At 61.6% G+C, this 14,685-nt stretch carries 11 protein-coding genes; 6 read left to right on the top strand and 5 right to left on the bottom strand.

Annotated features, from left to right (window positions below; genetic code table 11):
- Positions 1-218 precede the first annotated feature (218 nt).
- Entirely contained in the window at positions 219-1,166 is a 948-nt protein-coding gene (locus Pan216_RS22440) for a DUF1559 domain-containing protein (RefSeq protein ID WP_419192857.1), read from the top strand.
- 14 nt (positions 1,167-1,180) lie between these two features.
- Here the strand turns inward: Pan216_RS22440 and Pan216_RS22445 are convergent, their stop codons facing one another.
- From Pan216_RS22445 to Pan216_RS22460, 4 genes are all read right to left on the bottom strand, one after another.
- Entirely contained in the window at positions 1,181-1,849 is a 669-nt protein-coding gene (locus Pan216_RS22445; protein WP_145261584.1) for a zinc ribbon domain-containing protein, read from the bottom strand.
- A gap of 418 nt (positions 1,850-2,267) precedes the next feature.
- Complete coding sequence (locus tag Pan216_RS22450) at positions 2,268-2,912, bottom strand: DUF4272 domain-containing protein (RefSeq protein ID WP_145261587.1); 645 nt, start codon at positions 2,910-2,912, stop codon at positions 2,268-2,270.
- A 1,375-nt stretch (positions 2,913-4,287) separates the two neighbouring features.
- Entirely contained in the window at positions 4,288-4,776 is a 489-nt protein-coding gene (locus tag Pan216_RS22455) for a hypothetical protein (RefSeq protein WP_145261588.1), read from the bottom strand.
- Positions 4,773-5,669 (bottom strand): M28 family peptidase, encoded by an 897-nt coding sequence (locus Pan216_RS22460; protein WP_145261591.1) that lies wholly within the window; start codon positions 5,667-5,669, stop codon positions 4,773-4,775. The genes Pan216_RS22455 and Pan216_RS22460 overlap by 4 nt, the downstream gene beginning before the upstream one ends.
- Before the next feature lie 568 nt (positions 5,670-6,237).
- Between Pan216_RS22460 and Pan216_RS22465 the strand changes: the two genes are divergently transcribed.
- Both Pan216_RS22465 and Pan216_RS22470 read left to right on the top strand, forming a co-directional pair.
- Positions 6,238-8,187, top strand: a complete 1,950-nt coding sequence (locus Pan216_RS22465; RefSeq protein ID WP_145261593.1) for an enolase C-terminal domain-like protein — start codon at positions 6,238-6,240, stop codon at positions 8,185-8,187.
- Between the two features lie 278 nt (positions 8,188-8,465).
- A complete protein-coding gene (locus Pan216_RS22470) occupies positions 8,466-8,945 on the top strand; it encodes a DUF420 domain-containing protein (RefSeq protein WP_145261595.1) in 480 nt (159 codons plus the stop codon).
- 9 nt (positions 8,946-8,954) lie between these two features.
- On the opposite strand, the gene phoU is transcribed toward Pan216_RS22470, so the two are convergent.
- Positions 8,955-9,638 (bottom strand): phosphate signaling complex protein PhoU, encoded by a 684-nt coding sequence (phoU, locus tag Pan216_RS22475; protein WP_419192858.1) that lies wholly within the window; start codon positions 9,636-9,638, stop codon positions 8,955-8,957.
- Between the two features lie 519 nt (positions 9,639-10,157).
- On the opposite strand from phoU, the gene Pan216_RS22480 reads away from it, so the two are divergent.
- From Pan216_RS22480 to Pan216_RS22490, 3 genes are all read left to right on the top strand, one after another.
- The gene (locus tag Pan216_RS22480; protein WP_145261599.1) at positions 10,158-12,002 is read left to right on the top strand and encodes a HAMP domain-containing sensor histidine kinase; all 1,845 of its coding nucleotides are present in this window, start codon (positions 10,158-10,160) and stop codon (positions 12,000-12,002) included.
- A gap of 4 nt (positions 12,003-12,006) precedes the next feature.
- Positions 12,007-12,723: a response regulator gene (locus Pan216_RS22485; protein WP_419192859.1), complete on the top strand. Its 717-nt coding sequence runs from the start codon at positions 12,007-12,009 to the stop codon at positions 12,721-12,723.
- Between the two features lie 189 nt (positions 12,724-12,912).
- On the top strand, positions 12,913-14,664 hold the full coding sequence (locus Pan216_RS22490; RefSeq protein ID WP_145261601.1) for a DUF1549 domain-containing protein: 1,752 nt from the start codon (positions 12,913-12,915) through the stop codon (positions 14,662-14,664).
- Positions 14,665-14,685: the final 21 nt, after the last annotated feature.

Genomic DNA, 14,685 nt, shown 5'->3' on the forward strand with positions numbered 1-14,685 from the left:
TGTTCATTGACGGGTTCTCTTGCCGCGATCACAACAGCGCTGCTAAGATCGAGAGCAGTTCTCGGGCGGTGATCGCTCGCGATTCGCTTCCCCATCCCTCGAAACCTTCCCGATCATCGCCTGCCTGGTCGCGTTTGTTCGGTTCGCGGGCATTTGGCACGATGATCGCTACTCAATGTGTCGCCGCTTCAATCCGATTCCCACCTAGGAGTGTCGAGATGCGTCATCGCCGTGGGTTTACGCTCGTTGAGCTTCTGGTCGTCATCGCGATCATCGGGATCTTAGTGTCGCTTCTGCTTCCCGCGGTGCAGCAGGCCCGCGAATCGGCCCGCCGCAGTCAGTGCGCCAACAACCTCAAGCAGATCGGCCTCGCCCTGCATAGCTACCACGAGGCCCATGGCGGTTTCCCGCCGATGCTCATCTACCAGACCGACACCGCTCAGTGCACTTACACCGGGGGCAACGTCGCCGGCGAATGCAACGATCCGTCTTGGGGATGGGCGTCGCTGATCCTTCCGCAGCTCGATCTGTCCGGACTTTATGAGCGGCTCGGCCCAGGCGCGATTCCTCTCGACGACGCGGCCACCACCCCGGAACTTCTCGAATTGATGCAGGAGCGCATCGCCGTCTTCCGCTGCCCAACCGACAGCGCCGCCGACGCGATCTCCAGCGGGCGTTTTATTCCCGACATGGGTGGCTCGAGCCCCAAAGTCGCGCGGGCCAACTACATCGGCGTCAACGGGGACGGCGGCTACTACTCGCTCGCCCTGCGCCAAGCCGGCAACGGCATCTTCGGCTCGCGCAACATCTCGACGAACTTGAGCAAGATCAGTGACGGCGCCAGCAAGACGCTCATGGTCGGCGAACGTGCCTCGCGCATGCCCGGAGAGACGAGCGATCGTTACTCGCACTGGGTCGGCGCCAGCATGGGCAATCGCGACAACAGCGGCGGTTCCGGCGTCCGAGAAGTTGCCGGCTCGACCGGCTACCCGATGAACTTCCCCGACACCGACTGGCGTTTTCGCCACTGGTTCTCGAGCCTCCATCCCGGCGGCGCCCACTTCACGATGGGGGACGGGTCGGTTCGCTTCCTCAACGAGACGATCGACCTCGATCTCTACAAGAACCTCTCCATCGTCGACGATGGCAGTATTATCGAGTTCTGAGAGATCCCATCGCCTCATCCCCGGCGTGCAAGAAGTGTCCGCAAGACTTGAAGCATGTAGTAGCGCCGCGCTTGCGAGAGCATACTGCCGAAGCGAAGCCGTTTCTGGCCCAGCAGGGAGATGACTTGCATCGTACTACGATAGTTGCTCGTCGATCTGCTCGAAGCCACGATCTCCTCCTCGATCGCGGAAATTTCCCTCCAATCGAACCGCCTCGTCCACCCGACGGGTCCGATTCCGGTGAAGACCGAGCCATCGTTTCCATCGATCGTTACCACGACCTTGCCGAAGATGGCCATTAGGGTGATCGAACCGAAGAGGATCGTCCCGAAGAGGAAGGGGATGCCGAAGAGCGAGATGACCAAGTTGAACTTCCCCGCGGCGATCTGGGTGCCGTAGATCCCACCGAGCGAAAAGCCCGACCAGACGCACATGAAAGGGACGAGAAAGAAAGCGGCGCACGACCGCGTCGTCGCCCCCACTTGGCAGCCGAGCCCATGGTCCTCGAACCACGCCCCGCTTGGCGGCGAATGAATGTCGAAGTCGCTGACGAACTTGCCGGCCGAAATCATCTTCGAGAGCGAGAAGATCTCGTCGCACGCCGGGCAGAACGCGACGTCGGTCGCCACGTTCACCTGATCATCTGGAACCGGTTCCCCGCACTTCGGGCAATCCATCTTCATGACGGTTGAAGTCCCCACTCAGCCAACGTCCCTCGCGTTCCCCGCGCCAGATCGGCCATTGTGGACGTGCCGTCCAAACGGGTCAATCGCGCGGGGTCGGAGTCAAGCTACAGCTACCCGAACCGAGGCTCGCGTGCCCCATTGCTGTTTCCGCTTCGTAGGTCAGGCCATTGCCTGACTCCTTTGGGGTACTGATGGGTCGACGAACGCGACGAGGCCGGGATAGCCGCAAAGCACTCAGCGTCGCACTGTATTGGCCTGCCCCACAGAACGGCGCACCTTGTTCCTGGAACAATTAAAGAGGACACGTCGCATGGTGTTCGGTTCATCCTTTCGTCCCAATGGGGGCGTCGAGACGGTGGCCGCCTCGCGACCGCCTTGCCGGAGAACCACACCCGATCATCGTCGCGACTAGCCGCTAAGTATCGGTGCTCACATCATCCCATTGCGCGTTCATGTGGCCGATGAGCCAGTTCAAGGCACGATGATGCTCCACGCAGACGCCATCGTGAAGCCCGGCAGCATCGTCTCCATTGTTGACTTGGGCCTCGACCGCAGCCCAGTGATAACGGTAGATCAGGTCGGCGGCATCAAGGAGATCCTTCTGGGAGCGAAGCTTGGCGTTCTTGATGAACGCCTCACGAGAGTCGCCAAAGATAAGCGAGACCACCTTTTTGGGGTCACACATCGTGTCCGGTCGATGGAGTTCTTCAAAGTACCCGAGAGCCCAAAGCAGGACCCAGCAGCATTCATAACGCCAGGATAAATGAACGCTCCGTGCGGGGTCCGGATCGGGATCCTGGATGAACTCTCTTTCCTGCGGCGTGAAGGCTTCCGCCAGATCGAACCGTTCGATCCAGTTGTCGACATGCTCCTGTTCGAGCCCCTCCCCCTTCGCCGCCACGAGAGCCAGAGCCATTGTCCGCAGAGCAACCTCCTCGGTCGATCGGCGCACGGACTCCGCCTCCGTCTCGATCACCGGCAAATGGTCGATGTAGGGAACACCTTCCTCTTTCAGGATCGCGAACGAGCGAGCTCTTCGCGCCAGGGCTTCCTCGGACATCCTTTCCTCTTGAATCTTGATGTGCGACAGCCGGGCCTCGAGGCTGGCGGGGTCCGACGAATCTCCCGGCGGAGACCACTCCGAACATCCAAACGGAGACCCCACGAGGACCAACAGGATCGAAAGACGAGTGAACCGAGGCGCGACAGCGCCCCCCACGTCCCAACAATGCATGGCTACTTCTCCGAGATAGGTTTCTCGGTTCCCCGACGCGGCATCGGCATGCACGATTCTACCCATCTCTGACTTCCCGGCCAGCGTTGGATGCAAGTGGACGATCGCGTCCCATTTCCGCTCGATTTCCACGAGCTGACTGCTTGATTCGAAGTCACTTTGGCCGTCGACGATCCAGTGGCGGTTTCATCACCGGTTCGGCCCCTGCGAGCGAAATGGCTCCCCGGTCACCACTTGTGACGGAAATGCTCCCACCCCTTCCCCGTGGCATCATCGATGCTACCGTTAGTTGGGCAAGTTCGGCGAAGAGGCCAAAAACAGCGTGCTTGAACGAGCCATCATGCCGGCCATGATCCAATCGACGCTCCTCGAAAGGGGCACGGACGGTGATTTGTCACCGTGAGGAAATAGAGAATCCAGGTCAGGGACGATCAGTTTGAAACGCGCGGTGATCACAAAGTGTCCAGATGAGAAAAGTTTCAGCAGCGGTGACAGCAAACACAGCAGCAGTCGGAGATGAAAAGGAAGCAAAATGGGACCGATCGGGCTCGATTCTGGTCCATTTCGGCCTTGATTCCCGACTCCGCGTACCACTTTTTACAATTAGTGATCCTGATTGACCTACTGGAACACGATTTGCAAATCTTATGGACGGTGCGAGAATGGCAGAAGAGGAGGGTGAACCTCTTCGGCATGCCATTTGTCTCAAGTGATTGACGCGGGAGAGGTTATGGTGTTCCTCTCCCGAGGCCTCATGGACGAGGCGATGGTTTGGGAGTGCGTTACCGAGCCCGAAGCGGGAATCCATCTTTCTCGCTCCGCAAAAGCATGTTAAAGGGGTTTGTTCCGACCGGCTGGTCGGCAAACCGACTGTCCGGTTCGGGCCGCGCGTGCTCATTCTCCTAAGGAGGGATAGAACCGTGGCATATCACGCAAACCGCATTGTTTCGGCTGGATTGACCAATCCCCAGTTTCGGACACCTTCTCGGGCAGAAAGCCGATCCTCCCTCATGGGAGTCGTTCTCGAAGCCTTGCCGTTGGTGCTGGGGTGTAGCGCGATCGCGCTGTTGCTCTTTGGTAGCTATTACCGTTAGTACCCTTGGTACTGCCGAGCTTCTCGTGACATCACGCGTGCCGGCCGATGGCCGGCTCTGGTGAGCATCTCCGCGTTTCATCACGCCGATTGCACGATTCGTCTCGATTAGTTCTGTCTTGGCGTGCTTCCGTTGTGGCGGTGCGCCTGTGCTTGGCGATACTCCTCGAGTTCGTCGCGCAGGCGATCGTCGAGCGTCTTGGCGAGGTCTCGCTCCGCGCGCAGGCCCTGTTGCCTCAGAATGAGGATGTCCAGGACCGCCAGACAGACAACGACGCCCGTCAACAGGATGATGACGCTCCAAAAAACGACAAACGCGCGCGGCGTCTGGCGCGGATCAATCCAGACGCCCACGATCGCCATCAATCCATCGATCGCGAGCAGGATCGCGATGACCGGACGCCATCCCGACGAGGGGACGGCTTCCCACAAGTGATGAACCATGTCCCCCGACTTGGCGGTGCGGCGACGGAGCCTTAGCAGCCACAGAGCGGTCACGATCGCGCCCACCCCGGCAAGCGAGAGCAGGACCTTCCCGGAGGTCGCCAACGGCGTCACGTCCGCGACGAGAACGCTTGCTGAATAGACGTCGCTCATTGTTGCCGCCTCAACCACTCGATGATCACCCGGCTAACCACCTCGAGACTCTCACCCGAGCAGCGTTTCGGCGTGTCGGTCAAACGGTGCCAATGCGGATAGTCGAAGTCAATCAGCACGATCGCGGGAATCCCCTTCTTCTGGAAGGCGACGTGGTCGTCGAGCACGTCGTACTTGACGCGAGGGACGAACTGCCGGAGGCGGAGTTCGTTGGCGATGCCGAAGACTTCCCCCACGAGCCTGCCGGCCTTGGCCGCGGAGCGTTGATCGGGAAAGATCTCTAGCTCACGGTCGGCGATCATGTCGACGACGATCACCTTCTCGTAGCGATAGTCGGGCCGGCTGTTGACGTACTGGTCGACAAAGTACTCCGAGCCGAGAAAGTAGCGGTCGCGGTTCTTGTCAACGATGTACTCTTCCGCGTCGAAGAGGACGAAGTCGACGCCGACCTTCAGGTCGAGCTGGGGGATCACTCGCCCCAGTTCCATGAGAAACGCCACCCCCGAGGCGCCGTCATTGGCCCCGAGAAAAGGTTTCTCGCGGTTGCGGAAGATCGGCTCCTGATCGGCCTTGGGTCGGGTGTCATAGTGGGCACCGAGCAGGACGCGCCGCTTGGTTTCGGGGTGCCAGCGGACGATCAAGTTGGCACAGGGAAAGGTCCGCTGCCCGAGACTAGGCTGTCTCCCCTCGAAGCGCTGGAGTTCGACCGTGGCTCCGAGCGTTTCAAAGTGCTCCTTGAGCAGTTCCTGCTGGCGGCGCATCGCGTCGGAGGCGCTCATGCGCGGACCGAGGGCACAGATTCCCTTGAGATACTCGTAGGCGCGATCGCCATCGAAGACGCTGGCCGTGACCGGCGGCGCGAACTCCACGGCGCTCGCCGGTGGCGAAAGCATCGTCAGTCCAACTCCCAACAACAAAAGAAGAACGACACCGAGAAGGCTTCCGAGGATGATCCAACGACGTCGCGACAACCTGGCGTATCCCAACTTGGTCCTCTCGCGAAAGCTCTGTCCGCGCCAGCAGACCGCGAAGCGATGCTGGCTGCTAGTCGACGTTTCGAACTAGCTTCGGTCCAGCTCGTCCCGCCGCGCGTGCGACATGCTCTTCCCGAGCGACGAATCACGTGAAAAGCTTGGCAGTGCCGGCGTCTCCGTTCGGTCCGGCTTCCTTCCCCCCTAGGGTACCACGAAAGCCAATGACGAACAGGGCCACGATCCCGCGGGCCTGCTTTACGAGCCGCCGAGAGTCTGCTACGCTTGCAGCAGTCGGGCAAGGAGAGGTGCGGATACCTCAGGCGGTCCCGAACGTGCCCGATGACAGGCGGCTGCCCTTCGCATGCCCTCGGCGGCGACCGCCCGCGAGCAACAACGAGCGCGATGGGTCACGGACAACTCGATGAATCTTTCCATGGCGGCACCGGTGTCTTCTTCTTTCACGAGTGCCCGCCAGTAGAATCGCACCATGGCTTCCACTCACTCCCAACAAATTCGCTTCGCCTGCCCACACTGCGGCGCCTCCATGTTCGTCCCCGGAGCGATGATCGGCCGGAAGGGTCGGTGTGGAGGATGCCAGGCCGTCGTGGTCGTTCCCGATTCCGGATACGAGGTCGTGTCCGACGAATCGTCCCCTTCCGATAACTCCGGCCTTCCAAGCGCGATTCGCTCGGCACCACGTCCGTCGGGCGAATCGAAGCCACCGGCCTCCCCCTCCGGCGAGAGGAGCGAGGACCTCTACACCTCTCCCGAAAGCGTCCATTGGATCGGTCTACCCGATGAGTCGAACGAATCGGCCGAGCCAAACGACTCGGCGTCGACCGGAAACAACAATCCCTTGTCAGGCAGTGGTGAAATGGATTCGACCTCCGAGGAACTCTTCTTCACACCCGCTTCCGCGGAAGACTCGGCCTCGACGTCGGACTCGCAGGCTTCGAGCAAACGACTCGCCGCCCCCATGGGCAAGTGGGTCGAGGGCTCGGTCGTCGCGGGACGCATTCGGATCGAGTGCCCCCACTGCGGCAGCCCGATCCAAGTCACCCCCGATCATCTGGGGCGACGCGGCCGCTGCAAATCGTGCCGCCGCATCTTCCGCGTCCCAACAGCTCCCGAGGAAGTTCCCTCCTCGGAGTCCGCCCCGATCACCCATCCCGTACCCGAACCACACGGCTCGAGCAAATCGGTGGCGCCCACGAGCGCCAACGGTGACAGCCAGCGGATCACTCTTCCGCCCGAAGTCCTCCAGGAGATTCGAAACACCCCGCCGCTCTCGGCCGACTCGGGACTCACCGGCGTCGTCATCGACGGAGTCCGGGTTGTCGTCGACGCTTTCGAGTCCGATCGCGACCTTCAGTTGGGTGAACGACTCCTTGTCGAGAAGGGAACCCGAGTTCCGGCCCTGCTGGTCAACGTGACCGCCTCCAACGGGGTCGTCGGTTGGGCGGAAATCTCTCAAGGGCCCCTCGGCACCGAGGAAGCGGCCGAAGCGATCTCCCTGGCCGTCGAAGAGTCCCTCGGCAAGCTGCTTGCCGACCTTCCCGTCTGGAACGTCGCACGGATGAACGAGATTCTCTCCGGACGAACCTCTCTCTCGCTGGGCGAACCGCTCGGCCCGGCCGCCTCCGCGATCGACATGGCGGTTCACGATCTTTGGGCACGTTGTCTGGGCCTGCCTCTCGCGGCGCTGCTCGGGGGCTATCACGGACGTCCTCAGCGCGTTTGTCACTCGGTGGCGGGACAGAACCCCGACGAAGCGGCGGAACAGGCCCGGAAAGCCGTCCAGGAAGGGTATCGCTCCGTACGACTCCACGTCGGCTCCAGCGACATGGCTCAGGATGCCGCGTTCGCGATGGCCGTGCGCGAGGCGATCCCCACGAGCACGGAATTGGTCGTCGCGTTCGAGCGAGGTCACGACCTGCCGACCGCCAAGCGGTTGTTGGGGCAGCTCGCGAAGGCGGGGATTGACGGAGTCGAGGATCCTCTACTTATGCCTGGTGCCGAAGGATACGCCCAGTTGGGACGAGTCGCGGGGAGTGGTCCGCAGGTCGGCGTGAGCGTGACACATCCCGGCGAGCTCTTGAACTTGTCCAAGAGCGGGGGCATCGACACGGCGGTGATCGACTTGGGCAGGGCTGGCGGTCACTCCGGGGGAAGACGTCTGCTGACGCTTTGCGAGTCGCTCGGCCTGGGCGTCGCGTTGCGTGGCAAGATCGACACGGACATTGCGCTCGCGCACCGCTTGCACTTCCAGTCGCAGGCCCTCGGCAACCCGAGCATCGGCCTCTCGCTCTTGCGCATGACGACCAGCCGAGTCCCCACGGGGCTTGCGATCGAGGGCGACGCCATCGAGTTACCGACCAGTCCCGGCATTGGTCTCGAAATCACCGAGGAAGAACTCGCCACATCCACCTCGGAATAGTGCGATGGTCCACTCGATTCTCGGGTGCCACAGGCTACTGCTCGGCCAGTGAGGGCGAATTGTTCAACCGTAAGCCCGAACTTGGACGCTCGACAGTGTCCTAGCAGTCCATGCCGACAGAAGACGCAGATCTCACAATATCCTCCCTCGCGCGAGGCCGACGTTCCCGCCAAAACGCGCCCGCGTTCATCCCTCCCACTCATATGATGTCCCCATGGGGGGAAAGGTCGCCGACACCTCAAGACCGTCGTCGGCCAACGAGAGGCGAAGGATCTTCAATGATGCCACCGGGGTTCATTCCGTTCAGTCGGGCTTCATTCATGCTCGACGTGGTCGCGACGGCCATGGTCGCCATTCTGCCGGTACTGACTTGGAGCATCTACCTCGTCAAAGCGCGCCAGAACTACCTCTTGCACAAGCGAGTCCAGGTCACTACCGGCGTCGTCTTGCTGTTGGCGGTGATCCTCTTCGAGCTCGACATTCGCATCTACGGCTGGCGGCACCTCGCGACCGAATCGCCCTACTACGACACGATCCTGTTTCCCTTCCTCTACTTCCACGTGACGCTCGCTTGCCTCACGACCCTCCTGTGGATCGTCACGATCGCGGGAGCGCTAAGGCGTTTCGCGAGCCCACCCGTCCCAGGGCCCTACAGCTCCACACACAAGTGGTTGGGTTGGAGTGCCGCGATCGGCATGTACTTCACCGGGGTCACCGGCTGGACCTTCTACTGGATGGCGTTTATCGCGACCAAGTAGCGAAATCGGTCACGCCCGGCGCCGGCGTGACGAGGGACGTGGCGGTTGATGGCGCACGATGTCTCCCTCGACCATGTAGATGACGTCCTCCGCGATGCCAGAGGCCAAGTCGCCAATCCGCTCGATGTTGTGGGCGACCGACAGGGTCTGGATGAGGCAATCGGAGACTTCGGGTTTCTCCCGGATGCTCACCTGGACCTTCGTGAACGCGTTGCGATGAATCGCATCGACTTGATCGTCCAACGCGCGGACCGCGCGAGCCTGATCGGCATCCATCCGCACGAGCGCATCGATCGCCCGTTTGAGCATCTCCGAAGCGACCCGCGACATTTCCGGCAAGTTGAAGGGGAACGAAATCGCCTCGTGCGTCGCTAGATACTCGGCACGCTCGGCCAAGTTGACCGCGAGATCGGCGATCCGCTCAAGATCGACGTTGATTTTCAGGACCGTCACCACGAAGCGCAAATCGGCTGCCACGGGCTGGTAAAGGGCGAGAATCTCGAGACATTCCTGCTCGAGATCGACCTCCATCTGATCGACGCGGGTATCGTCCTCGATCACTCGCTGGGCGAGCCGCGCGTCGCGTTCGCGAAGGGACTTCACGGCGGTGAGCACATTGTCCTCGACAACGCCCGCCTCCGCGAGCAGGGACTTCTTGAGGCTCTCGATCGCGGCATGAAAAAGTCGAGACACCTCGGAAGTCTCCTTCCCCATCGGGCCCATGGTCCCCTTGGCTTCCCCAAGGAACCCCGTCAACTCAACCGCATGCTCCGGACGATTCTCGATCGCCACGCCCAGCCTGAATCACTCCCAAATCGAGCGGGATTCAAGCATTCGATGGGGACGCTCAAGGATCATACCGGTGCGCGAAACGAAAGCGTCGAGACTCATCGCTGACCGCCGTCGCCGCGTCGAGGACCGCCGGCGCGGGTCGAACGAGACGACGAACAAGGATCGACCCTCTCCCACGCGCAGTCGAGTTGGCCCAATGCCCTCCTTGACTGATCCGCTGGATTATCCGTCATCATCGATCCGATTTCAAGGCAGCCGATCCGCAAGCTCGCATTGTCCGGCCCAAGATCATTTGCCATCACGAATTCACAGCGAACAAACTGGGACATGGGGTGATCCAAGCCCTATATTTTGAGCGAAGGGCCCGCCCCGGACCGCCTCCCAAGCCGCGGTCCCTTTTCGCAGGCAGGCGAGGTGCCGATGTTTTGGAAGCTCTTTGGCCCGTTCGCCGCTCTGACGATCGTCGGGTTGGCGGTGTTCGCGACCTCCATCCGCGATCGACTCGGCGCGGTCGCGGTCAGCCAAGCGAAGGAGTCGTTGCGAACGACCTCCTCGTTGATCGCTCCCCAACTCGCCAAGTTCGCTAGTGCTTCCGGCCAACAGCCCAGCCAAGCCACGCTCGATCGGTTGGCTAGCGACATCTCGGCACGGATCTCCCTCTTTGATCAAGAACGGCGGCTACTCGCCGATTCCTCTCCAAAACGAACCCAAGACTCCGCGGAAACCAGCCGTCCCGAACTCGATCAAGCATCCCGCTCGGGTTTCGGCAGCATTCTTCGGCCCGATCGCGCCAACGGCGAACGCCAGCTTTTTGTCGCCCGTCGCCTAGAGCTCGATGGGGTTCCGGTCGGATTTGTCCGCCTCTCGGTTCCGTTGGCATCACTTCGAACGCAAGAGACAGGCGTTTGGCGCACCGCGGCCGCGATCGGCATGGTGCTCCTCGTCTCCGGAGCCGCTTGCTCCTGGTTTCTTTTGAAAAGTTGGCAAGCGCGACTCGACGGGCTCACCGCCCGGGTGCAAGCGGTCGCCTCCGGCGAGCACGATATTTCGCTCGACTTACATCGCGGCGACGAGCTCGACTCGCTCTCTCACGCCCTGGAAAAGATGCGCGCGACGTTGATCGGCCATTGGCTGCGCACCGATCGTGTGAAACACGATCTGCAAGCGATGCTGGAGACGATGCCCGAGGGAATCATCGCGATCGACGTCGATCAGCAGATCCTCTTCGCCAACCCAACGTTCTATCGTCTGTTCGGCCTGCCCCGAAGTGACGCGGTGGGACGCAAACTCTGGGAGATCGTTCGCCATCCGGCCCTGCACGAGGCGGTCGCGCGGACGTTCAACGGCAACGCGGCGTGGAGCACCGAATTTGAGGTCCTAAGCCCTCACCGGCTCCTGACTTACTTCTCGCGACCGATCTCCCTGGCTTCCGGAGCGGGCAGCATCATCGTCCTCCGCGACGTCTCGGAACTGCGTCGACTCGAGAATGTCCGGCAGGAGTTCGTCGCCAACGCCTCCCACGAATTGAAGACTCCCCTAACCGCCATCAAGGCCTTCGCGGAGACCATTCTCGAAAGCGATCCCAATGACGTCCCCCAGCTTCGCCACTTCCTGGAGCGCATCAATCGGCAAGCCGATCGCCTCAGCGCCCTGATCCTCGACATGCTCACGCTTGCCCGTTGCGAATCGCATGCGCCTGGATTCGAGATCCAATCGGTGAGTCTGCGACACATCGTGGCGGCGTGCGTCGATCAGTTCCGGGAGAAGGCCGAAGGGAAGAGTCTGGCCCTGCGGGCGGAGGTCGCCGACGACGCCGACGAGATCACCGCCGACGCGGAAGGGGCGGCCACCATCCTGCGAAATCTTCTCGAAAACGCCACGAAGTACACCCCAGAAGGGGGACGAATCGCTATATGGACCGAGAGAGTCGACGAGGGAATCGCGCTCCAGGTTAGCGACACCGGCGTCGGGATTCCGGAACGAGACCTTGACCGCATCTTCGAGCGATTCTATCGAGTCGATAAGGCGCGATCGAGCGAGCTAGGTGGCACCGGGCTTGGGCTTTCGATTGTCAAGCACCTGGCCCAATCGTTCGGAGGATCCGTCTCGGTCACGAGTCGCCTGAACGAAGGATCGGTCTTCAGGGTGATTTTTCGCCCGTCCGATGACGGGGAAATGGCAGCGAATGCGTCATCACGCCGAGATTCTGATATGTTGGGACACCATGGAAGCCCCGTCGATCTCGAACATTTGATGAGGACTTGAACCAGTGAATCAGGCCACGACGATGAGGAAGCAGCGAATTCTCATCATCGAAGATGATGCCGCGATCTCCGAAGTGCTCGAATTCAACCTCGCGCGCGAAGGTTACGACGTCGCATTGCAAACCGATGGGGTGGAAGGCCTTCGCGAGGCCAAAAACGACGTCCCCGACCTCATCATCCTCGACTTGATGCTTCCATCCATGGACGGCGTTGACGTCTGCCGGGAGCTACGCGCCGACAAGTCGACCCGCGACATCTCGGTCCTCATGCTGACGGCAAAGTCCGAGGAAATCGACGAGATGGTCGGTTTCTCCGTCGGCACCGACGACTACGTCACCAAGCCTTTCAGCGTCAAGGTGCTCCTTCAGCGGGTGCGTGTCCTCCTCGAGCGGCGCGGTCGGCCTGGCGGCGAACAAGATGTCATGGAACACCACGGCATCAAGCTCGACCGACTCGCCCACGCGGTCACCTGCAACGGAAGCGCCGTCATGTTGACGCCGACTGAGTACCGACTGCTGGAAACCCTGATGCGGCAACCGGGCCGTGCCTTCAGCCGTTCCGACCTGCTCTCCTCCGCCATCGGCGACGAGACGATCGTGCTCGAACGGACCATCGACGTCCACATTCGTTCCCTGCGCCAAAAGCTCGGCGAACGCTCTCGCGTCGTCGAAACCGTTCGCGGTGTCGGCTACCGGTTCGCCCGCGACCTCAACGGAAACTGATTCGCCCACTCACCTCCCGGTAGACCGTCCTCGGTCGATCTCGCGAGTTTTTTCCCTCTCCCAAAGAACCTCGTCCCACCGTCGGGGTTCAATTCCTCGTGCCAAGCGAATCACTCCTTCGAGGGATCGTTCGCGATCGGCACACGCGCCCTTCCACCCGAACGATCTGACCACCGAGAGGGAGGTCCCATGAGCCGGTTGCCGGTTGTCACGAGTCGCCCCATGCGCGTCGCGCTGCCCAGTTCCCTTCTGGGGCTGCTGCTCCTCACCACGCTAACCAACGCCGACGAGCGTCAAGCAATGATGCCGCGGGAACAGTTCGCTCCCCTTCGCCGCGCGACCCAGCCGCAAGCCAAGCTCCCCCCCAAGCTCGAATGGGTCTCGGCCAAACCGGTCGAGGTCGGCGGCCAGCTTTCGCTCATCGATCCTCGTACACTCGGCAAGCCGCTGACGATCGCCGAACTCGACGCGCTGATCAAGTCCTCGGCCACCTCGGCCGACCCGGGCCGCGAGGCCCCCGAGGACCACTTCGTGCGACGACTCTTCCTCGACACGATCGGCCAGATCCCCGCTCCGGCCGATGTCCGCGACTACCTTGAAAGCGACTCGCCCGACAAGAAAGCCCAGCTCATCGAACGACTCCTGAGCGAACCCCGCTACGGACGCCACTGGGCCCGCTACTGGCGGGATGCGATTGCCTACCGAACGGCGTCGGATCAACGACGCCTCGGACTCTTCGACATCGAGACCTGGCTCGCCGAGCAATTCAACCAGAACCGCCCTTGGGACGAGATCGTCTCGGACATGCTGCGAGCGGAAGGGCTCAGCGACAGCACTCCCGAAGGCTACTTCATCGCCGCCCACGAAGGCCGGCCCGCGGATGTCGCCGGTGAAGCCAGCCGCCTTTTCCTTGGCATTCAGATCGCCTGCGCCCAGTGTCACGATCATCCCTCGGATGCTTGGACGCGGAACCAGTTTCACCAAGTCGCCTCCTTCTTCGGGAAAGCGCGGACTCGGCTAAGACGTAACGTCGACACCAATCGCCGAGGGGTCGCCATCGAGATCTTTTCGCGCCCGCTCGGCGACTACCGAATGCCCGATCTCGACGATCCAGGTTCCCCAGGCGACGTGATGGGACCGACTTTTCTCACCGGCCAACCCGTCAGCAATGACCTGAGCGATGCCCAGCGCCGTCAAGCCGCCTCGGCCTTCTTCACCAGTAAACGGAACCCGTACTTCGCCAAAGCCTTCGTCAATCGCGCCTGGGCCAAGCTCACCGGCGTCGGCTTCACGACTCCCGTCGACGACTTGAGTCTGCTGGCCGATGTCCGCCATCCGGAACTCTTCGAGGCATTGTCCCGGTCGTTCGCGGCGAGTGACTACGACGTCAAGGAGCTGATGCGACTGATCCTCAACTCCAGTGCCTACGCGGCGGCAGCGGGAAGTCCCGCCCCGGACGGTTCCGTCGGCGAGTCCCCGTTGACCGCGGCCACCGCCAAGCGACTGACTTCCGATCAGCTTTTCGACTCCCTCGATCTCATCCTCGGTGGGCTCGAGGAGACTCGGCCTCGGCGGGGACTCAACCGCCCCTCCGAGTCGCGACGCACTTTTCGCGAGGCATTTGGATTCGATCCCTCCACGCCGGCCTCGGACATCGACGGAACGATTCCCCAAGCACTCCTACTGATGAACAACCCGATGCTCCATCAGCGCATCGACACCAAGCGTCCCGGATCGGTTCTCGCGAAGCTACTCGAACACTATCCATCCGATCCGGAGATGATCGAGATGCTTTACCTACGCGTCCTCGGTCGCCTGCCGAGTTCCAAGGAGAACGCGATCGCCAAGGATTACGTCGCCAAGTCGGCCTCCCGCGGTGAAGCCTACGAGGACCTTCTCTGGGCGATGCTCAACACCACCGAGTTTCTCAACAATCACTGATTCATCTCCTTGGAATAGCCA

The sequence above is a fragment of the Kolteria novifilia genome (assembly GCA_007748055.1).
Classification (GTDB): Bacteria; Planctomycetota; Planctomycetia; order Kolteriales; family Kolteriaceae; genus Kolteria; species Kolteria novifilia.